Origin of the sequence: Tundrisphaera lichenicola (assembly GCF_051175385.1) — a bacterium.
GTDB lineage: Bacteria > Planctomycetota > Planctomycetia > Isosphaerales > Isosphaeraceae > Tundrisphaera > Tundrisphaera lichenicola.
Genome location: NZ_CP195108.1, coordinates 86,016 through 107,218 on the forward strand (window position 1 = coordinate 86,016; position 21,203 = coordinate 107,218).

At 66.9% G+C, this 21,203-nt stretch carries 19 protein-coding genes; 15 read left to right on the plus strand and 4 right to left on the minus strand.

The genetic code is table 11. From position 1 onward, the window contains the following. Window positions 1-62 precede the first annotated feature (62 nt). The 9 genes from P12x_RS30685 to P12x_RS30725 all read left to right on the plus strand — a co-directional run bounded on the left by P12x_RS30685 (window position 63) and on the right by P12x_RS30725 (window position 12,666). Entirely contained in the window at window positions 63-1,637 is a 1,575-nt protein-coding gene (locus P12x_RS30685; RefSeq protein WP_435012014.1) for a tetratricopeptide repeat protein, read from the plus strand. Then, window positions 1,634-3,655: a mechanosensitive ion channel family protein gene (locus P12x_RS30690; protein WP_435012015.1), complete on the plus strand. Its 2,022-nt coding sequence runs from the start codon at window positions 1,634-1,636 to the stop codon at window positions 3,653-3,655. The genes P12x_RS30685 and P12x_RS30690 overlap by 4 nt, the downstream gene beginning before the upstream one ends. Window positions 3,656-3,749: 94 nt before the next feature. Further along, window positions 3,750-4,724, plus strand: a complete 975-nt coding sequence (locus P12x_RS30695) for a YybH family protein (RefSeq protein WP_435011908.1) — start codon at window positions 3,750-3,752, stop codon at window positions 4,722-4,724. Further along, on the plus strand, window positions 4,721-6,451 hold the full coding sequence (locus tag P12x_RS30700; RefSeq protein ID WP_435011909.1) for a tetratricopeptide repeat protein: 1,731 nt from the start codon (window positions 4,721-4,723) through the stop codon (window positions 6,449-6,451). The genes P12x_RS30695 and P12x_RS30700 overlap by 4 nt, the downstream gene beginning before the upstream one ends. A gap of 101 nt (window positions 6,452-6,552) precedes the next feature. Continuing rightward, window positions 6,553-6,849 carry a hypothetical protein gene (locus tag P12x_RS30705; protein ID WP_435011910.1) on the plus strand — a complete coding sequence of 99 codons (297 nt, stop codon included), beginning with the start codon at window positions 6,553-6,555 and terminating at the stop codon, window positions 6,847-6,849. Window positions 6,850-7,164: 315 nt separating this feature from the next. Further along, window positions 7,165-8,742 (plus strand): arylsulfatase, encoded by a 1,578-nt coding sequence (locus P12x_RS30710; protein ID WP_435012017.1) that lies wholly within the window; start codon window positions 7,165-7,167, stop codon window positions 8,740-8,742. 52 nt (window positions 8,743-8,794) lie between these two features. Further along, window positions 8,795-9,169: a hypothetical protein gene (locus tag P12x_RS30715; protein WP_435011911.1), complete on the plus strand. Its 375-nt coding sequence runs from the start codon at window positions 8,795-8,797 to the stop codon at window positions 9,167-9,169. Then, window positions 9,166-9,390, plus strand: coding sequence for an acyl-ACP desaturase (locus tag P12x_RS30720; RefSeq protein ID WP_435011912.1), 225 nt, complete (start codon window positions 9,166-9,168; stop codon window positions 9,388-9,390). Before P12x_RS30715 ends, P12x_RS30720 begins: the two co-directional genes overlap by 4 nt. 291 nt (window positions 9,391-9,681) lie before the next feature. Further along, window positions 9,682-12,666 carry a protein kinase domain-containing protein gene (locus P12x_RS30725; RefSeq protein WP_435011913.1) on the plus strand — a complete coding sequence of 995 codons (2,985 nt, stop codon included), beginning with the start codon at window positions 9,682-9,684 and terminating at the stop codon, window positions 12,664-12,666. 17 nt (window positions 12,667-12,683) lie between these two features. On the opposite strand, the gene P12x_RS30730 is transcribed toward P12x_RS30725, so the two are convergent. The 4 genes from P12x_RS30730 to P12x_RS30745 form a co-directional block, all read right to left on the minus strand. Further along, complete coding sequence (locus P12x_RS30730) at window positions 12,684-13,706, minus strand: IS630 family transposase (protein WP_435011914.1); 1,023 nt, start codon at window positions 13,704-13,706, stop codon at window positions 12,684-12,686. Window positions 13,707-14,118: 412 nt separating this feature from the next. Then, window positions 14,119-15,063, minus strand: a complete 945-nt coding sequence (locus P12x_RS30735; RefSeq protein ID WP_435011915.1) for an IS1595 family transposase — start codon at window positions 15,061-15,063, stop codon at window positions 14,119-14,121. 534 nt (window positions 15,064-15,597) lie between these two features. Beyond that, window positions 15,598-16,401, minus strand: a complete 804-nt coding sequence (locus P12x_RS30740) for a ParB/RepB/Spo0J family partition protein (protein ID WP_435011916.1) — start codon at window positions 16,399-16,401, stop codon at window positions 15,598-15,600. A gap of 218 nt (window positions 16,402-16,619) precedes the next feature. Continuing rightward, entirely contained in the window at window positions 16,620-17,297 is a 678-nt protein-coding gene (locus tag P12x_RS30745) for a ParA family protein (RefSeq protein WP_435012018.1), read from the minus strand. On the opposite strand from P12x_RS30745, the gene P12x_RS30750 reads away from it, so the two are divergent. From P12x_RS30750 to P12x_RS30775, 6 genes are all read left to right on the plus strand, one after another. Next, complete coding sequence (locus tag P12x_RS30750) at window positions 17,198-17,566, plus strand: DUF1257 domain-containing protein (RefSeq protein WP_435011917.1); 369 nt, start codon at window positions 17,198-17,200, stop codon at window positions 17,564-17,566. The genes P12x_RS30745 and P12x_RS30750 overlap by 100 nt on opposite strands. Further along, entirely contained in the window at window positions 17,563-17,754 is a 192-nt protein-coding gene (locus P12x_RS30755; RefSeq protein ID WP_435011918.1) for a DUF2997 domain-containing protein, read from the plus strand. Before P12x_RS30750 ends, P12x_RS30755 begins: the two co-directional genes overlap by 4 nt. Before the next feature lie 38 nt (window positions 17,755-17,792). Beyond that, window positions 17,793-18,068 carry a hypothetical protein gene (locus tag P12x_RS30760; protein WP_435011919.1) on the plus strand — a complete coding sequence of 92 codons (276 nt, stop codon included), beginning with the start codon at window positions 17,793-17,795 and terminating at the stop codon, window positions 18,066-18,068. Between the two features lie 160 nt (window positions 18,069-18,228). After that, window positions 18,229-19,725, plus strand: coding sequence for an AAA family ATPase (locus tag P12x_RS30765; RefSeq protein ID WP_435011920.1), 1,497 nt, complete (start codon window positions 18,229-18,231; stop codon window positions 19,723-19,725). Between the two features lie 142 nt (window positions 19,726-19,867). Then, window positions 19,868-20,845, plus strand: a complete 978-nt coding sequence (locus tag P12x_RS30770) for a hypothetical protein (RefSeq protein ID WP_435011921.1) — start codon at window positions 19,868-19,870, stop codon at window positions 20,843-20,845. After that, complete coding sequence (locus P12x_RS30775) at window positions 20,845-21,090, plus strand: hypothetical protein (protein WP_435011922.1); 246 nt, start codon at window positions 20,845-20,847, stop codon at window positions 21,088-21,090. The genes P12x_RS30770 and P12x_RS30775 overlap by 1 nt, the downstream gene beginning before the upstream one ends. Window positions 21,091-21,203 lie beyond the last annotated feature (113 nt).

A 21,203-nucleotide genomic window follows, 5' to 3' on the forward strand; every position in this document is an offset into this window, starting at 1 on the left:
CTCCCGAGCAATTGGGCTCGGTCTCGGAACAAGCCCGGGGCGAACGACGGCGAACGTCTTCTATGACCAACATCACTCAAACCATTTCGGTTATGGAGCAAGACGGCCCCCAGGCCGCCGAGCGTCTGCTCCCGCTGGTGTATGAAGAACTTCGAAGGTTGGCGGCCCGGAGGCTGGCGCAGGAGACACCCGGACAGACGATCCAGGCCGCGGCCTTTGTTCATGAGGCTTACCTTCGGCTGGTCGGCGGCGACACCGATCGCCGTTGGGATGGCCGTGCTCACTTCTTCGCCGCGGCGGCCGAGGCCCAGGCCAATAGTGAAGGCGAGAAGGCCAGGCGATCCGACGCCGAAGCCCAGGTAGTGCTCGGCTTCTTCCAGAATCAGGTCCTCTCGGCAGCCCGACCGGAGGGCCAGGATCGGGTCCTCGGCAGGGAGGTGACCATCCGCAAGGCGGTGGACTCCGCCGAGCCCAAGATCTCCGAGGCGTTCAAGGACCAGCCGACGGTCGAGGCGTCGATCCGCAATGTCCTGGGGCAGACATATGGCTACCTGGGCGGAACGAAGCTGGAACTCCGGCAACACCACCTCGCCCACGATCTTCGCCTGTCCCGGCTCGGGGCCAACCACTATGACACCCTGGAGAGCCAGAACAGCCTCGCCGTGGCCCAGGAGCGCAGCGGCCGGCTGGATCTGGCGATCTCGCTCTACGAGAAGATGCTGGCGGCGATGACCGCCTCTCTGGGACCAGACCACCCCGCGATCCTCACCACCCAGAACAATCTCGCCGGCGATTACCAAAAGCTCGATCGGGCGATCTCTCTCTTCGAGCGGACGCTCACGAGTCGGGTCGCCAAGCTCGGACCCGACGACCCGAGTATCCTCACCACCCAGAACAACCTGGCCGCCGCCTACCAGGCTAACGGCGAACGGGAGCGGGCGCTCTCACTCTTCGACAAGACGATGTCAGCCAGGGAAGCAACGCTCGGCCCCGAACATCCGGATAATCTGAACAGCCGGAGCAACCTCGCCCAGCACTCTGCCACCTCCGGCCAGTTGGACAAGGCGATCCCGCTCTACGAGCAAACGTTGACGACCCATATCGCCAAGCTCGGACCCGATCATGCCTCAACGCTGAATACTCAACTCAACCTCGCAGCCGCTCACGAAAAACGGGGCGACTTCGACAAGTCCGAGCCTCTGCTCCGCGTGATGCTCACCGCACGAAAGAAGAAGCTCGGCGAAGATCATCTGGATGTCTCACAATCGCTTAACTCGCTCGGCCAGAACCTGCTCGCTCAGCGAAAGTGGGCCGAGGCCGAACCCCTTCTCCATGAGGCCCTGGCGATTCGCGTGAAGGATGGCCCGGACGAGTGGACTCGGTTCAACACCGAGAGCCTGCTCGGCGGCACCCTCCTCGGCCAGCAGAAATACGCCGAGGCCGAACCGTTCCTCCTTTCCGGATATGAAGGGCTGAAGTCGCACGAGTCGAAGATCCCCGCCGCAGTCAAGATCCACCTGACCCGGGCGGGCGAACGGGTCGTGCAGCTTTACGAGTCGTCCGGTCGGGAGGAAAAGGCCGCCGAGTGGCGAGCCAGGTTGCAGCCCCCGTCGAGTCAGCCGGAGCAAAAGCCATGAAGCCACGGCGTAATCCACGCCTGCTCCTGGGCTCGTTGATCTTTTTCTGGCCCCAGGTCCTCGAGGGGCAGGAGTCTGGACCGAAGGCTGGGACCGATGGGGTTGTAATCGCTCGAACGGCCGAAACGCCCGTCGATCTTCGGTTCCGCTCCCCTCGGGCGACCGCGCGGACGTTCCTGATCGCGATGAACCAGGCCGAGGACGACCCGCACAGGATCGAGGATGCCGTCGCCTGCCTCGACCTCTCCGAGATCCCCTCCGATCGGCGCCACGGCGGCCGGTTCGCGTTCGAGCTGGAGTTCATCCTCCGATCGACCAACATCCCGACGAACGTGATTTCCGATCTCTCGGAGGGCACGGAGTGTGAGATCGGCGAGGTGAAGGACACCAAGATCAAGCTGCATCGGCTGCCGGACGGGCGTTGGCTCTTCGACGGCAAGACGCTCGAGAGCCTGCCCAAGATGCGGCTCCTCCTCTGGGAACAAGCACTTGCCGCCGGCCAGGGTAAAGACCTCGGCGACGTTCCCGCCGACTTCCGGTCGCCTTACGCGACATTCCGAACCTACGTCGCCGCATTGAAGCAGGAAAACATGGACGAGGCCGCCGCATGCCTCGACCTGACCGAGATCCCCGACCCGGCCCGCCGGATCGTCGGTAGGGAGCTGGCGTTCAAGCTCAAGGAGGTCCTCGATCGTAACGTCTTCATCATCTTCCAGGACCTTCCCGACACGTCGGTCGGCCTCCCGCTCGAGGCGGTGGTCCATAGGGAGGGCCGGATTACCGCTGAGCGACAGGTCTCGGGCAAACGGAAGGGACAGTGGCTGTTCAACCAAGCCACAGTCCGTTCGGTGGATCGGCTTTACGACGAATTCGAGTCGAAACCCCTGGTCCAGGAACTGGCCTCGATCGGTATCCCGGCGCCCGTCCCCTCATTTCGACACACGCCCGGTTTGTGGGTTCGTCGACGGATTCCCGACTGGCTCAGGACTCGAATCGGACCTTCGGGAGCGTGGTCGCTCGCCGCTTATCAACTCGTCGGGATGGTCCTGCTCGTCCTCTTGGTCGTGCCGGTCTACCGACTCGTGGTCTGGCTGGCCTTCCTCTTTCTCCGGTCCCTGATGTCCTGGAGGAGTAGCCTCACCGACGACCGGGAACTCCGGTCATGGGTCCGACCGATCGGCTGGCTGGCCGCCTCCTGGATGCTCGTCGAAGGCGTGACGATCCTGGATTTGAGGATGGAGGCCGCCGGTTCGCTCCTGGCCTTCCTCGTACCGGTCTACTGGCTCGTCGCAGCCCTGGCCGCGTATCAACTGATCGACCCGGCCTTGAAAATCGTCGCCGGTCCTGCCCTCTCTTGGGAGGGAGCGACGACCCTCGCGGCGATGGGTTACCCGGTGCTCTCTCTGGTCTTCAAGATCCTGGTGGTCGCATCCGGCCTGGCGGCGCTGCTCAATCTGTACGAATTCGACGTCGGGACCGTCCTCGCGGGCCTTGGGATCGGCGGCCTTGCATTTGCCTTAGCGGCACAAGATACTCTTAAAAACTTCTTCGGATCATTGATGCTGATCGCCGACCGCACGTTCCGAATCGGGGACCTGGTCAAGATCGGCGATCAAGAGGGGGTGGTCGAGTCGGTCGGGCTGCGCACCACCCGAATCCGAGGGCTCGACGACTCACTTCAGACGATCCCGAACGCCGACCTGACCACGGCACATGTCACCAATCTAGGCGCGAGACGTTATCGACGCTTCCAGGCTCATATCACAGTGCCCCATGGCACGCCCCCGGACCGCCTGATCGAATGCCGAGACGGCATCCTGGAGCTGATCCGGCGGCAAACCGACATACGGCAGGAGAAGAGCGAGGTCGCCCTGAATGACCTGGGAAGTTCCGGGGTCGAGATTCTGGTCCAGGCCTACTTCGATGTGTCGGACGGCCACGCGGAACTGATCGCCCGCGACGGCCTGATTCTCGAGATCGTCCGCCTGGCTGATCGGCTCGGCATCTCGCTCAAGTGAGCCATTCGCCCCGCTCCGAAGTGAAACCCGTCGTTGCTCCTCGAGAGCTGGGCCGCAAGGCGGAGAACCCGTCCTTGCAGAAGGGAAATCGCGCATGAAGAAGGTCTTCCTAACCCTGATGGTCGCGTCCGTCGCGACCAGTCCTGGCCTGAACGCCCAGGAGACGAAGAAGGGCTCGCCCGAACGTCCGGAAGCCACGAATTCCACCGCTTCGGCGAAACATGACGAGGCCGCTCGGGGCGACGACGAGAAGGCGATCAAGGTGCTTCTCGATGCATTCACCAAGGCGTTCAACGTCGGTGACGCCACCGCCGCCGCCGACACCTACGCGGAGACGGCCATCGTCGTTGACGAGCAAGGCGAGCGGACCGAGGGCCGGGCCGCCATCGGCGATCATTACGCCCGGTCTTTCGCCGACAACCCGGGGAGCAAGATTTCCATCCAGGTCGAAGCCCTTCGCTTCCTGGGGCCGGAGACGGCAATCGAGGTTGGCCGGACGACGATCACGCCGGCCGCTGATACCGGTGCACCCGAGGTCACCCGCTTCACGGCGGTGTACGTCAAGAACGACAATCGCTGGCTCCAGTCCGCCGTCCGCGACGAGGTCGCGCATGACGTCGCCCCCCACGAACGCCTCAAGGACCTGGAGTGGCTCGTCGGCGACTGGGTCAACGAGAGCCAGGATGCGGTCGTCACCACGACCTGCAAGTGGTCCAAGGGCGGCAACTTCATCGACCGCGAGTTCTCCGTGCAGACCAAGGGCCAGCCCGTGCTCTCGGGGACCCAGCGGATCGGTTGGGACCCGCTGAAGAAGCAGTTCAAGTCGTGGATCTTCGACTCCGAAGGCGGGCACGGCGAGGGGTTTTGGACCCGCGACGGCAACCAATGGGTGATCAAGGTGGACGGCGTCCGCCAGGACGGCCAGCCGGCCTCGGCCACGAACATCATCACGCGACTCGGCAAGGACCGCCTGGGCTGGCAGTCGACGGAGCGGACCCTCGGCGGGGCCTTGATCCCCGGCGTCGAAGAGTTCGTCGTGGTCCGAACTCCCCCCGAGGTCGGCAAATGAAGACGCCTCCCACCCCGATTCACCCCATGAGGAAGACGGCCATGACGCGGATTCTTTCGAGGCTCGCAGTCTGCACCTCGATGGCGACGTTCGCCATCTCGACGGACGCCTTCGCCGGTCGCGGCGGGGGCATGCAACGTGGAGGAGGCGGGGGCATGCAACGCGGAGGCGGCGGCATGAGCCACTCGCCCTCGTTCAGCCAGCCACGGTCCTCGTCGGGCGGATCGCACGCGCAGGGCGGCCAGGGGGCCGGCGGCTATCCCGGATCGGGCTCGCGGCCTTCCGGCGAGAATTCCGCCGGGGCCGGCAATCGCAACTCGAACTCCACGAATCCGAACGCGGGTGCCGCCGCAGGCGCCGGCTACGCCAACCGAAACCAGTCGGGCACCCCCTCGAACGCCGGTGCCGCCGCCGCCGGAGCCGGGTACTCCAACCGAAACCAGTCGGGCACTCCTTCGAACGCGGGTGCCGCCGCCGCGGGCGCGGGGTATTCCAACCGCAACCAGAGCCAGTATCCGAACGCGGGTGCCGCCGCCGCGGGCGCGGGGTATTCCAACCGCAACCAGAGCCAGTATCCGAACGCGGGTGCCGCCGCCGCGGGCGCCGGTTACGCTAACCGCAACCAGAGCCAATATCCCGATGCCGGGGCCGCCGCAGTCGGCGCGGGGTACGCCAATCGAAATCAGAATCAATATCCCTACGGCGGGGCTGCCGCCGGTGCGGCCTACGCCAACAACAACGGATATTGGAACGGCAACTACGGCAACGGGTCCCTGGGCACCTATGGCGGCGTGGCCATGGCGTCGCCATCCTATGGATACGGATCGTCGCCGTATGTTAACCCCTATGCGGGGGTGGGAGCGGGCGGAGGAGGCCAGGTCGCGGCGGGCAATCCCTCGTCCTACGATTATTCCCAGCCCGTGAACACGGCCGCCGAGCCCCCCGACGTGCCCCAGCCGGCCGACCTCTCCGCCACCCCGGCGGCCCAGGCCCGCCAGGCCTTCCAGTCGGGCGACTACGCTGGCGCCGTCCAGTTCACTCAGCAGGCCCTCGGGCAGACGCCGAACGACACCGACCTCCACCAACTCCTCGCCCTCGGCCTGTTCGCCCAGGGCAGCTTCGAGCAGGCCGCCGCCCCGCTCTACGCCGTCCTGGCCGTCGGGCCCGGCTGGAACTGGACCACGCTGATCGGCAACTACCCGGACGCCGACACCTACACCGGCCAGCTCCGCGCGCTGGAAGCCTTCGTCCGGGCGAACCCGGGGTCGGCCAAGGCCCTGCTCGTCGAGGCGTATCATTACATCTCGCAGGGGCACCCCGAGGCGGCAGTCGGGCCACTTAAGGCCGTGGTCTCGCTCCAGCCGAACGACGGCGTGTCGGCCCACCTCCTCGAGACGATCGAGCCGGCCGGGGCGCCCGCCCTGGCCCAGCCGCTCGATCCCGGCAAGTTGACGGGCGTCTGGGTCGCGCAAACACCCCCGAACGCGACGATCACCCTCACCATCTCCGACGACACCAACTTCACCTGGGCGATCGCCGCCCCGGGCAAGCCGCCGGTCACGATCGCCGGACCCTACACGCTGGCCGACGGCGTCCTGACCCTCTCGGGCCAGGGGACCACGGGCGGGCCGCTTGTCGGCAAGGTCGGATCGATCGACGACCGGCACATGAACTTCAAGGCCGTGGGAGGCCCGCCGAGTGACCCGGGCCTCCAGTTCGCCCGCTGATCGTCGACCCGGAATCGATCGCCCCCGTCGAAGTCGACGGGGGCTTCGCCCCGACGGCGGGAGGGGAGTTTGGTCCGGATCGCGGACATCGAGGCTCGACGATGACGGGGCGATGGGAAAAGGCGGCTGCGCGGATCAGATCCTTCGTCGATAACCCCGTCACGAACCTGGTGAAGGGCGTGGTCCTCGTGTTCATCGGTTTCTCCGAGGCCTCCCGGACGTTCCGGGAGGACCTCGCTCAAGGTCATGTCCGCCTCGGTCACGGGCTGATCATCATCGGCCTCTTCAGCATCCTCGAGTCGCTCCCCCACTTCATCGACGCCATGGAGGCTAGCGAGCGCTACCTGGAACTTCGCGAGCAGAAGGATCAAGAGAAGCGGGAGGCCGGCGAACCATGAGCCGGCCCGATCGGGAACCCCGCCCGAGATCTCGAACCTCGACTCCGCCATGGTCTCCAACGCCTTTTCCGGGGAGCCATCGATGATGCGGATCGACGACCTTCCCTACACAGACCGAGGAGTTCTCGAACAATGAAGATCGGCACGATTCAGGCGTTCGCGTGCGCGGGGCTGGGCGGCATGCTCGGCTTCTTCGCCGCCGCGAGAGACTCCGGCCCCTCGTCGAGGGCCGACGAGGCGAGTCGGCCCGGGATCACCGGGCAGGTCGTCGAGGAGCCATCCGGCTGTCCGACGGGCCTGGACAGGAACTTGCTGATGACCCGCGCCGAGCCCGATCCGCCCGCGGCCCAGGCCGAGGCCGCCCCGGCCTCGGCCGCCAGGAAGCCCAACATCCTCGTCATCATGGGCGACGACGTCGGGATCTGGAATATCGGCGCCTACCACCGGGGGATGATGGCCGGTCGGACACCGCACCTCGACCGGCTCGCCGCCGAGGGCATGCTGTTCACCGACTACTACGCCGAGGCCAGTTGCACGGCGGGGCGGGCCAACTTCATCACCGGCCAGATCCCAAAGCGCACCGGGATGACCACCGTCGGGCAGGCCGGCTCCACGATCGGCCTCCCGGCGCAGGCACCGACCATCGCCACGGCGCTCAAGTCGATGGGCTATGCCACGGGGCAATTCGGCAAGAACCACCTCGGCGACCGCAACGAATTCCTGCCCACCGTACACGGATTCGACGAATTCTTCGGCTACCTCTATCACCTCGACGCGATGGAGGACCCCTTCCACCCCAACTATCCCCCCGAGCTGAGGGACAAGGTCGGCCCGCGCAACATGGTCCACAGTTGGGCCTCCGACGCGGACGACCCGACCGAGCAACCGCGCTGGGGCAAGGTCGGCAAGCAGAGGATCGACGACGCGGGCATCCTACCGCCCAAGCGGATGGAGACGGTGGACGACGAGATCCTCGATCACACCTTCAAGTTCGTCGACAAGGCCAAGGCCGACGGCAAGCCGTTCTTCGTCTGGCTCAACCCCACGCGAATCCATGTCGTCACTCATCTCTCCGAGAAGTACGAGAAGATGCGGACGCCGCAGAACGGCTGGGCCACCGTGGAGGCCGGGATGGCGCAGCTCGACGACATCGTCGGGTCGATGATGAAGAAGCTCAGGGACGAGGGCATGGATGACAACACAATCGTCATGTTCACCACCGACAACGGCACCGAGAATTTCACCTGGCCGGACGGCGGGCAGACCCCGTTCGCCGGCGGCAAGGGGACGGTGATGGAGGGCGGCTTCCGCGCCCCCGCGATGATCCGATGGCCCGGCCACGTCCCGGCGGGCAAGGTCGAGAACGGGATCATCTCCGGGCTCGACTGGTTCCCGACCTTCGTCTCCGCCGCCGGGAATCCGGGCGTCGTCGAGGAGTTGAAGAAGGGGACGGAACTCGGCGGGGCCAGCTACAAGGTGCATCTCGACGGGTACGACCAGACGGACCTGATCACGGGCAAGGGACCGTCGGCCCGCCACGAGGTCTTCTACTTCGCCGAGGGGACGCTCGGGGCGGTCCGGATCGACGACTTCAAGTACCGCTTCGTGGACCAGCCGAACGGCTGGTTCGGCGGAACGGTCAAGCCGGACATCCCGATCCTGACCAACCTGCGCCTCGACCCTTTCGAGCGAGCGGGATTCACCGGCTCCGTCGAGTACTTCGAGTGGTTCAAGTTCCAGTTCTGGCGGTTCGTTTACGTCCAAGAGCAGGTGGGCAAGCTGGCCCAGACCGCCATCGAGTTCCCCCCGATGCAGAAAGGCTCGAGCTTCAACCTCGAGGCCGTCAAGGATCAGATCGATAAAGCCGTCGCGGGGCATAACACCGCGAGGTAGGTGACCATCGGAGATCGAGCCGCTACCGACGTATTTCAGGTTCACGATGTCGATGAAAGCATTGCTCACGATCACTGCCGGTATCGAAACAGTGGCCGGGCTGGCGCTGATGCTTGTCCCGGCCGCGGTAGTCTGGATATTGCTCGGTTCTTCGCTCGAAACGCCCGCTGGCTTGATCGTGGGTCGCATCCTCGGAGCCGCGCTGTCGTCGCTCGGGGTAGTTTGCTGGCTCGCTCGCGACGAGTCTCCGGGCCGAACGGTCGCGGGGCTGATCGTGGCCTTACTGCTTTACAATCTCGCGGTTGTCTCGCTGCTCGGTTACGCCTGGGTCGGTTTGGGGATGTCGGGCCTCGGCTTGTGTCCGGCGGTCATCCTGCATTCGACACTGGGCGTATGGTGCATCGCACGACTTCGAATCAAGAATTGAGGGATTACTCGGAGATCATCGGGCACCTGGTGGAGGCCTGGCGGGTCGCCGGGCTATCGGTGACGGGGAAGGCGGCCCGGGCGCAGGACTATTTGTGCGGGCAAGCCGAACGGTACGAGCGGTTCGCCGACGAGGTGGCGGAGGGTCTGTTGGGCCGGCCGTCGGCGGAGTTCGGCTGGATCCGCCGTCCGGGCGAGTCGGCCTCCGCGGACGCGGCGTGAGCGGCGATCGGATCGTCGGGCCCGAGAGGGTCATTTTGCGGGGCGGTCTCGGGGCATCACGACCCGCAAGGCCGGCCCAGATGGCACAAAATGAACATGTTCCCCATTATCGGTTTCTTGGGTCGGGGCTTTGGGACGAGACCCCATTGCTTCCCGACCCTGGTGATCGACACGGCATTGCTTTCAATAGTTAAGCCCTACCCAGACGAGCCTTCGTTCGTTCTTCTGGTAACATACTGGCGCGACTGCTTACGGCGCCAGGAAGGGTTACCCTGAGATGAGAACGATCCGATGCCGCTCGACCAGAAGCATGTTCATGCCGTGTTTCTGTCGGCCGTCGACCACGACGATCCTGCTGCACGCGCCCTCTTCCTGGATCATGAGTGCTCGACCGATGAGGAGCTACGGAGGCGGGTCGAGGTGCTCTTGAGCGCTCACGATCAATCCAATGGCCTGCCGGATCGGCCGATCGACGGTGTCGACATCGATGAGATCGTCTCGATCGCCGAACGCGAGGGAGAGAGACCCGGGATCGGGGGGCCCGCGTCGTCCAACGCCGCCTGCGACGGCTCCGCCCCGACGGTTGGCCTGGAGCCCAACGCCGACCTCACCGCCGCCAGCGGCGCCAGTTCGGGAAGCGGTAACGCCTTCGTCCCCTCGATCGAGGGCTATGAAATCCTGGAGGAATTGGGCCGTGGCGGGATGGGCGTGGTGTACAAGGCTCGTCAGGTCCTGTTGAATCGCCCCTGCGCCCTCAAGATGATCCTGGGCGGGGTCCTGGCCAGCCCCAGCGCGTTTGCCCGCTTCCTGGCCGAGGCCCAGGCGATTGCCCGACTCCACCACCCGCATATCGTCCAGATCCACCACATCGGCGAATCCGAGGGCCTGCCGTTCTTCGAGCTGGAGTATGTCGAGGGGGGAGGGCTGGACAGGACGCTCGACGGTACTCCCTGGAATGCGCGTCGTGCGGCCGGGTTTGTCGAGGTCCTGGCGGGCGCCGTCGCCGAGGCGCACCGGATGGGGATCGTCCATCGCGACCTGAAGCCGGGCAACATCCTGCTGAAGGGCGACGGGACGCCCATGATCACCGACTTCGGCCTGGCCAAGTCGCTCGACAGCGACTCCGGGCTGACGGCGACCGACTCGATCATGGGCTCGCCCAGCTATATGTCGCCCGAACAGGCCACGGGGCTGACCGGCGAGATCGGCGCGTCGGCCGACATCTACGCCCTGGGAGCGACCCTATATGAACTGGTGACCGGACGCCCGCCGTTCCGGGGCACTTCGATCCTGGAGACGCTGGATCAGGTCAAGACCGTCGAGCCCGTGCCGCCGTCGCGGCTGGTCCCCGGCCTGCCGCGCGACGTCGAGACGATCGCGCTGAAGTGCTTGCAGAAGGAGCCCGTCAAGCGCTATGAATCGGCCACGGCGATGGCCGCAGACTTGCGGCGCTTCCTCGGCGGCGAGTCGATCCTGGCGCGGCCGGTCGGCCCGATCGAGCGGGGATGGCGCTGGGGCCGGCGTAATCCCGTCGTGGCGGGCCTCGCCGCCGCATTGGCCTCGATCCTGGTGCTGGCCACGGCGGGCTCGCTGGCGGCCTACTGGCGGATGAGCACGCTGGCCCACACGGAGCACGAGGCCCGGCTGACCGCCGTGAAGGAGATGCAGGCCGCCCAGGAAGCCCGCGAGCGGGAGGCCGCCCAGCGGTCGCGCGCGGAGGCCAACTTCCACAGGGCCCGCGCCGCCGTGGACGGCTATCTCACCACGGTCAGCGAGAGCCAGCTCCTCAAAGTCCCCGGCCTCCAGCCGCTCCGCGGCGAGCTGCTGGAATCGGCCCTGCGATTCTATCGGGAGTTCCTCAAGGAGCGGGGCGACGACCCCATGCTCCGCGCCGAACTGGCCGCCACCCAGCTCCGGATCGGCCAGATCCAGACGGAGCTTGGGGCCTCCGACGAGGCGCGTCGGACCGTGAAGTCCGCGATCGCCGCCTACCAGGCGGAGGTCGCCAGGAACCCGCGGGACGTCGCCCTCCGCGCCGCCCTGGCCGACGCCTGGCTGGCCCTGAGCCACCTGGCTTACAACTTCGGCGGGCAGGACTCGCGTCAGGAGTGGCTCGAAGCGTTCGCGAAGAACTCCGAGCTTCGCGAGGGCCTGGCACGCGACCGACCGGATGATCCCCACCGCCAGGAGGACTTTGCCGCCGCTTTGAATTACCTGGGGTTCGCTCAAGACGAGGCCGGCCGGGACGGGATGCTGGCCCGCCTTCGCGGCGCCGAAATCCGCCTCGCCCTCATCCTCAAGTCCCCGGATGACCCGAAGATCAGTTTCGGCCTGGGAGAGTCATTGGGCTACATTGCAGTCACCCTGTCGAACTCGGGGCGCCACGAGGACGCCCTGGCGATGTACCTGCGTGGCCGGGAGTACCAACGCTTCGCCTACGACAAGCTGCCCCACATGATCGAGTATGGCTGTGACCTGGGCACGTCCTCCATGAATGCCGTCAGGGCTTACAGGAGCCTGGGGCGGAGCGACGAGGCCGTCGCCGAGGCACAACAGGCGGTGGATCACTGCCGGAGGATGGTCCGGGATCACCCGGCCTTGACGATCGTGAGGCGCCAATTCGTCTGGGCCCTGGAGGCGCTCGTCGAGAGCCAGCGCGACGCGGGCCGGGCGGCCGAGGCGGCACGGACGGGCCGCGAGCTGGGACATTGGCTCGACATCGTCGTCGACACGCCCCAATTGATCTACGACGGCGCCTCCTGGCACGCCCGGTTGTCCCTGTGGGCGGACGAGAGGAAGGGTTCCCTCGCGAACCAGGACCAGGACGAGGCGCATCGGGAGGCCGATCGGGCCGTCGAGCAGCTTCAGCAGGCCGTCGAGTCCGGTTTCGCCGACCTCGAAGCGGTCCGGAAGAACAATGCCCTCGACCCGCTCCGGGATCGGGCCGACTTCCAGAAGTTGGTCGCCAACCTGGAAGAGCGGCTGAGGCCACGTCCCCAGGCAGCCCCCGCGATGGTGGCGGTGCCAGAGAGCGGACCGGCGTCGAGCCCGGTCTCCGGGGCCGAGCGGGTCTTCCGGGCGCGAGCTGACCGGGCGGCGGTCCTGCATGCCGTCGGCGTGGTCCAGCGGCTTCACAAGCGTCACGACGAGGCTCGGGACTGGCTTGAGAAGGCCCGCCTGCTTTGCGAGCAGCTTCTCCGGGAGCGTCCGAGCGACACCTCGCTCCAGGCAACACTGGCCGATACTCACAGGACCCTGGGCAGCATGGATTACTGACCGCCGCATAAAGAAGGTCAAGTTTCGCCCAAGGGCAGGCCAGCTTGCGAGAAGAAAGCTCGGACGAGGCGAGGCTTCTGCCGGAGACGGGCGACGGCGTGGTGAAACTGCTCGTGCAACTCCTCCAGGTCGCGGCACACGACGTTGCGCATCTCAACGTTCTTGAGGTGATTCCATCCCCCCTCGTCCCACGGGTTGAGGTCCGGCGCATACCCCGGCAGTTGCTCGACCCGCACCCAGGTCCGGTTCTCGTCCAGGTATTCCTTCACCGCCGCCCGGCGATGGATCGGCGAGCCGTCCCGGATCACCAACAACCCTTCGCCGGCCACCTTCCGCAGGTGGATCAGGAACTCGATCACGTGCAGGCCGTTGAACGAGTGCTGCCGCACCAGCGTGTAGACTTTCCCCTCCGGGGTCATCCCGCCCATCACCGACAGGTGGTCGCGCGTCGCCTTCGCGCGGAGGACCGGCGTTCGGCCCGCCGGGGCGTAGGTCCGCACCAACCCCGGCAGGAGGTAGAAGCCCGCTTCGTCCTCGAAGACCAGGACCCGCCGCTCCTTGCATGCCCGGCCCAGCAGCTCGGGCCACATCTCCCGACGCCAGGATGCGATGGCCTGCTCATCACGCTGGACGGCCCGCCGGATCGGCATCTGGGGCGTCCCGCGCAAGTCCTTGAGGAGCTTGCCCACGTGGCCCTTGTGATAGCGGACGCCCAGTTCCTCCTCGATGACCCGGGCGATGCGGGCACGGGTCCAGACCTGGCCGCGAAAGCCGTATGCCTCGGCCCCGTGCCAAAGGAACTCCGGGATCAGGCGTCTCTGCTCGGCCGAGAGCCGAGGCGGACGGCCGGGCGACGGCCGGGCGAAGAGGAACTCGGGTCCGCCTTCCCTCGCCCTGGCGATCCAGCGAGAGACGGTCTCCTCGCGAACACCGAGCGCCTCAGCGATGTCACGCTGATGCCAGCCTCGCCCCCTCAACTCCAACGCACGCAGCCTCCGCCACTCCCGCGCGTCGCCAGTGATATTGCTCCGGCCATCCATACCCCCAATTCTACAGACCGGAGAACTTGACCTTCTTTATGCGGCGGTCAGTAAGTGGTTGGTCCGCGCCTCGCCAGGGGCTCCTCGCCCGCCCCGCCGCCATGCCGATGAAACAATACCGGAGCCCGCTCTTCATGCGATCGAGGGTTCGGGCAGCGTCGTCTCCCGGTCGCGGACCCGTCGTACATCGACGAAGGATGGCCCGTCGACGGCTCAGGAAAGGGTCGGGGATGCGTCGATCCGGAAAACCAGGGCGAAACAAATAACGTCTCTTTGATCCCATTCCAAGAAGCGGCCGGGTTAATTCGTCACGCTGTCGTTGGTCAAGTTAGAGGTCGAGATGCCCTGATCTCGCGGCGTGAAGCATTTCCAGCGGGCAAGAGGTCACTCTCGGGGCGGGAAAAATCGTGGCTCATGTGCGGCAATCGGTGATGGCGTTGGTCCCCATCAGAGCCTGGAGGAACTCATCACACACCGCCTTGACGTTGTACGACCAGAGGAAGATTGCCACATACTGGGCCAGGTAATGCTTGCTCACCCCACGGAAGGTCCGCAGGTAGTTCCTCAGCCCGGTCCAGATCCCTTCCAGGGTGTTGTCATGCACCTCGCGGATCCCGCCCCCGTCGTCGTCCCTGGCCCATTCCTTGGCGACGTGATGCACCGCGGCATGGCCCAAGCCCAGCCCGGCGAGATAGGCGTAGGACGAACTCTCGTCGGTGTAGACCATCACCCCGGCCGGGGCCGACTCCGTGACGAACCCCTCCAGGGTCGCCCGGTCGGACCGCCCCACCACCCGCGCCCGGAGCAGGCCGGAGTCGCGTCCGGCCACGCCGACGACCGGGGGCCGGTCGTTGGCGAAGTTGCCGTGGCCGGGCCGCTTGTTGGCCCGCCTCCGGGGCGGATCTTCGGGGTCGGGGTGAGGCCGGCCCTTCTCGCCGGCGTCCTGGTACATCTCGTCGGCCTCGACCGCCGCGTCGTCGGCCAGCGGCGAGGAGTCGGCCGCCTTCTTCGCCAGGGCCTGGAGCCGGTGCCGGAGCCGCAGCAGATGGGGCCGGTGTCGATTCAACTCGCGGGCCAGCCGGGCCGTGGAGGTGCCCTGGGCGATGCCGCGAAGGATCAGCAAGATCTCCGAGGGAGTGCGGTGAGTCTTGTGGAATTCGGTGCCGGTGAAGGCGTTGAAGACCCGGCCGCAGGCCTCGCAGCGGTAATCGAGGATCGGGGCGCGGTGGCGGCGATGGACCTTCAGGCGATCACCGGTCCCGCAGCGGGGGCAGATGAGGCCGCCCGGATGGAGAAGGGCGACGATCCGGGTGTAGCAGGCATCTTGGTCCATAAATTCCGCGATAGGAAAGTCCATGACGACGCCCCCGCATCTCCGATCGTCCGAGTCCCTGCGGAATTATTCGCAGAGGGCGGCGTCTTGGATAGACGGGCACCGATCTCCGCTCATGAGCCACCAACGATGAATCGTGGACCTCGAGACTCCCGCTTCACGGGCCGCGCAGGTGACGGTCTTCCCGCTCAACAAAGCCCCCATTGCTGCTGCTTGGGCCGGTGAGAATTCGTTCGGGACGGCATCGGGCGAAAGTGTCGCATTCTGAAGCACCATGTCGCGTGGCATCGGTTGGCCTCCGGGAGTGGAGTCGGGAGACGTCGGCTCGAATCTCCGACTCTATCGGTCAATTTCCATGAGAAAGGCGAGGGGTCGATACCCCGGGTATCGGCATGTTCCGAGAGGTGCGTCAGGCCACCGCCGCCTCGAAGGTCGGTAATTCCGACTCGGCGGCGGCTAGCGCCTCGCGGAGCGACTCGACCAGAGACAGCGGGTCCATTCCCCGACCTCGCTCGGCGGTGATTCGGATGCCCGAGGATGTCCTGAACACGCGGGTCGTCATGAGCTTCCCCTTGGCCTTCCCCCCCTGCCCTTCGCCGGAGATTTGCGAGCCTTAGCCTGCCGGACGACCTCGACCGTCTCATCACGGCTCAACCCCTCGGAGATCACCCGCGCGGCGACCTCGGACTGCTCGTCCACGTCAACGATCCCGGAGATCGCATAGGCGGCCGAGGCCGATAGCTCGCCCGACTCCACCCGAGACTGGATCGGTTCGGAGAGCTTCAGGAGGGCGACCGCCCGGACCACATTCGGCTGGGCGACCCCGAGCTCACGGGCCAGTTGATGAGTCGACCAGCCGTTCGTGTCCATGAGGGCCTTGAACGCCTTGGCTTGCTCCATGTCGGTGAGGTCTTCTCGGAGGCAATTCTCCACGAGTTGGAGGCCCAGTAGCTCCGACACGCTGGCCGGCCTCTCGGCGACCACGAACGAGAGGGTCGCAATGCCCGCCGACATGGCGGCCCGCCAACGCCGCTCGCCCATGATGATCACGTAATGGCCCCGCTCCTCGTTCCACCAGACCCGGATCGGCTGGAGTTGGCCCTTCGTCTTCAGCGACTCCGCCAGTCGGGAGAGGGCGTCCGGATCGAATTCTTCGCGGGGCTGGTCCGGGTCCGGGACGATTCGATCGACCTCGATCTCCGAGGCGTTCATGCTCCTCGTGGTCCCGATCAGGCGGGCCGGCCTGGGGGGCGGTCCGCCGGCCGATACCCGGGGTATCGCCCCGATCGCGGCGCGACCTCCGCCCATCGATTCCCCGATGTTGGCGCCCGCATCGCGCCTGAGTTGTTCGAGCTTGCTCATGGTCAGGCGACCTCCGCCACGGGTGAAATCGTTCGGGAAGCGAGGCGCGCCAAGAACTCGTCCGCCAGGACTTGGATGGCCCTGGCCGGGACCCCCTTCGGCTTGTGCTGAGCGATGGGCAAGCGTAAAGAGATGGCCTCGACGTAGGCAACAGCCTCGGGGACCACCGCCGTGAATACATCTTCCCCGTAGAGGGATCGGAGCTTCTCCTCATAGAGCTAATGGATGGTCTTCCGGCCCACCTTGGTCAGAAGGTAGCCCGTCAAGCTCAGGCCGGGATTCGGCCCCGCCTGGACCATCGCGATCGATTCCTGGACATCGGCGACTCCCATCGCCGCGTAGTCCTCGGGCGAGAGCGGGACCACGCAATGCTCACTCGCCACCAGGGCGGCCCACGAGGCAAGGTACAACGTCGACTGGCAATCGATGATCGCCACGTCATACTTCCCGAAGGTGGCGACCTCCGAGAGGAATGACTGCAGATAGAACTGGACCTCAACCTCGGCGGATCGGGGGTTGGGCGTGTTGAAATCGTCGAGAGACCTCGATCCAGAGATCAGGTCGATCCCGGGGATGCCGGTCTGCTTGATGACTTCGTCGGGGTAGGCCCAATTATTCCCGGCCGTCCGCCCCGGCTCCGTCGGGCATTGGCCCTGAAAAACCCGAGGTTTTGCGTCACTATCTGATGCAAGGAGAAGGGCCTTTTTCCGGCCTGGATCGAGGACGGCGAGATTGTGCCTCGTCCGCGATCGGTCCGGCTCATCGCCTTCGATACTACTCTTCAGGAGTCCCCGACATGAGTCACATCGTCCAGGTCCAGGCCGAGGTCCGCGACCCGGCCGCGCTGGCCGCCGCCTGTCGTCGGCTCGGCCTGCCCGAGCCCGTCGCCGGCGCAGCCCGGCTCTTCGAAGGCGAGGCGACCGGGCTGCTGGTCCGGTTGCCCGGCTGGCTGTACCCGGTCGCCTGCGACACCGAGGTGGGCGTCTTGCGGTACGACAACTACAATCAGGCGTGGGGCCGGCAGGATCAGCTCGACCGGCTCCTCCAGGCCTACGCCGTCGAGAAGGCAAAAATCGAGGCCCTCCATCGGGGACACTCGGTCTCCGAACGGCCCCTGGCCGATGGTTCGATCCGGCTCGTGATCCAGGTCGGAGGTGCCTCTTGAAGACCATCGAGATCACCGTCGACCCGAAGGGCCAGACCAAGGTCGAGACGCGGGGCTTCAGCGTCGGCGAGTGCCGCGAGGCCAGCCGGTTCGTCGAGCAGGCACTCGGGACTCGCACGGCCGAGGTCCTCACCGCCGAGTTTCATCAGGGCCAGCAGGCCGGCCAGGAACTCCGCCAGGAGCGATGACCCGGGCCTCGCCGTCCTACTCCATGAGGAGCACCGCGATGCCCGATGCCGACATCTCCACCGCGACGCCGTCTCTGATCGGGCGGATCGCCGGGGCGATCCGTCAGGAGCTGGACCAGGAGATCGATGCCTATCCCGGCTGTCGCTCGCCCGAGCGGGCCGACCCGCTCAACCGCGCGTTCCGCGCCGTCGTCCGCACTCTCATCGAGGGCGATTCTCGATCGCCGCGAGACCTGACCGCGCCCGTCTCTCTCGCCCTCGGCCGGCTCGCCAAGCGGCCGAGGGCTGGGATGACCGCCGGGTCAAGTCGCTGATCGAGGACGAGCCGGGCGGCCCCGACGACTGGCACTGTTTCCTGGTCCTCAGCTCGCGGTCGCAGATCGAGCCCTTGCTCGATCCAGATGACGATCAGCACCCCTGATCCCACCACCCGTCCTTCAGATCAAGCCCCATCACCAACCAAGGAACCCGACCATGACGCTCGCCGGGCGTTTGTCCGAGTACGTGCGCGCCGCGTTCTCGGGGATCTACATCCGATCTCATGAGCATGACGACGCGATCGCCGAGATCGCACGACTCTGCCGCGACCAGGGCTGGTCGCTGGCCACCTGGGACGTCGACCGCGGCCTGGCACTCGCCGGCCGCGCCGATGCCCCGGGCGTCGTCCCAGGAGCGGCCGACCCGCTCGCCGCAATCCGCTCTCTGGGCGCCCTCGCCACGTCCGAGGGCACCGCCATCCTGGTGCTCCGCAATTTCCACAAGTTCCTCGGCTCCGCCGAGGTCATCCAGGCCCTGGACACCCAGCTCGCCGCGGGCAAGCAGGCCAGGACGTTCGTCGTCATCCTGGCGCCGACGGTCCAGGTCCCCGTCGAGCTGGAGAAGCTCTTCATCGTCCTCGAGCACGACCTGCCGGGGCGCGATCAGCTCTCGGCCATCGCGAGGGGCTTGGCCACCGAGCCGGGCGAATTGCCCGAGGGCGACGGCCTGACGGCCGTGCTCGACGCGGCGGCCGGGCTGACCAGGGTCGAGGCGGAGAATGCGTTCAGCCTTTCGCTGGTCCGGCATGGCCGGCTCGCCCCCGACGTGCTCTGGGGCCTGAAATCGCAGTCGCTCAAGAAGTCCGGCCTGCTCGGCCTGCACCATGGGGGCGAGACCTTCGCCGGCCTGGGCGGCCTGGACGCCCTCAAGGCCTTCTGCGGCCGGGCGCTCCGCCGGGGCGGCAGCCCCCTGGCCCGCCCGCGCGGGGTCCTGCTCCTGGGCGTCCCCGGCACGGGCAAGTCGGCCTTCGCCCGCGCCCTGGGCAACGAGACGGGACGGCCGACCCTGGTCCTCGACATCGGCACGCTGATGGGCTCGCTCGTCGGGCAGACGGAGGCCCAGGTCCGCCAGGCGCTGCGGATCGCCGACGCGATGGCCCCCTGCATCCTCTTCTGCGACGAGCTGGAGAAGGGGCTCGGCGGGGTCGGCTCCGGCGGCAACGGCGACTCGGGCGTCTCGGCCCGGCTCTTCGGCTCCTTGCTCACATGGTTATCCGATCACGAGTCGGACGTCTTCTTCGTCGGGACGTCGAACGACATCAGTAGGCTGCCGCCGGAGTTCAGCCGCGCCGAGCGGCTGGACGCGATCTTCTTCCTCGACCTGCCCGGGGCGGCCGAGAAGGGCCGGATCTGGGAGATGTACCTGGCGCGGTTCGGGCTCGACCCCGGCCAGCGCCGGCCCGGCGACCGCGAGTTCACCGGGGCCGAGATCCGGAGCTGCTGCCGCCTGGCGGCCCTGCTCGACGTCCCGGTGATCGAGGCGGCCGGGAACGTCGTGCCCGTGGCGGTGACATCCGGCGAGTCGGTCGAGCGGCTCCGCCAGTGGGCGACCGGTCGATGCCTGTCGGCCGACCGGCCCGGCCTCTACACCCGCGCCGTCGAGGCGGCGACCCGGCCCGGGCGCAACGTCCGTCGCGAGCCATCGTCCAACTGACCTCGCCTGACCGACATCTCCCCGACCGGTGACCCGATCTCGCAAAAACGGGTCGCAGTAATCGCAGAGATCGCCATTCGGGGCTTTTCTGCGATTTCTGCGAATCACTTCGAGATATTCCCTCCTCCGGAACCACCCACCCATGACCACCCTTCTCGACCACCTCGACGCCCGGCCGGCGGCCCTCGCCAGGTCCGACGTCGCGACCACGCCCGCCCGGCGGCTCCGGGCCACCATGGCCGCGGCGCGGGTCTCGTTCACCTGGTTCGGGGTCCAGAAGGCCCTGACCCGCGAGCAGAAGGCCCGGGCCGCCGAGGCCTTCGACGCCGAGGGGCCGTTCCTCTCGGCGGGCAAGAAGCTGATCGATACCCGGCATGTTGCATTCCGGGCCGTCACGGCCATCCGGGGCAAGGCGGACGCCTACTGGAGGGGCCAGAGCCTGCCGTTCCCCGAGCCCGGCGTCCGGCTGATCCGGCATGAGGTCGTCGAGTCCTTCGCCGCCCAGATGTCCGACTTCCGGGTCGAGCTCGACGACGCCGTGGCCGATCTGGATCGCCATTATGGCGAGCTCAAGCAAGCGGCCCGCGAGCGACTGGGCTCGCTGTTCAACCCCTCGGATTATCCCGAGAGCCTGGTCGGGCTCTTCGGCGTGCTCTGGGATTTCCCCAACGTCGAGCCTCCCGATTACCTGGTCCAGCTCTCGCCAGGGCTCTACGAGGCCGAGCGAGCCCGGGTGTCGGCCCGGTTCGAGGAGGCGGTCCAGCTCGCCGAGCAGGCGTTCCTCGATGAGTTCGCGCGGCTCGTCGCCCACCTGACCGAGCGGATCACCGGCGTCGGCGAAGATGGCCAGCCCCGTGTCTTCCGCGACTCCGCCGTCGAGAATCTGACCGCGTTCTTCGAGCGGTTCCGGGCGCTCAACGTCCGGAGCAACGACCAGCTCGACGCCCTGGTGGTCGAGGCCCAGCGGGTCGTCCGCGGCGTCGCTGCCCAGGACCTCCGGGATGGCGCCTCGCTCCGAACGTCCGTGGCCACGCAACTGGGCCGGGTGCAAACCTCGCTCGACGCGATGCTGGTCGAGCGGCCTCGCCGACGGATCCTCCGGCAGCCGGGAGGGGCGTGATGCAACTCATCGTCGAGCCCGCCGGCCGGATCCTCGCGATCTATGGGGAGGAGATCGACCTGGCCGCCCTGGGGCCGATTGTCATCCACCGCGCCAGCTCGGTCGAGCCCGATCCGGACGGCCGCTGGCACGCCGACCTCGGCCCGCTGGCCGGGCCGTTGCTCGGGCCATTCTCCTCACGGAGCGAGGCCCTGGCGGCCGAGGTCGCCTGGCTGGAGGAGCACTGGCTCCTGAACCGGCCCTGATTCAACCCCTTCCGACCTGACCTTTCCCGATGACCCCTCACGAATCCGCCCGCCGCCCGTCGCGGCCGACGGACCTCGTGTCCGGGGGATCGCCGCGCGCAGGAACTCCACCC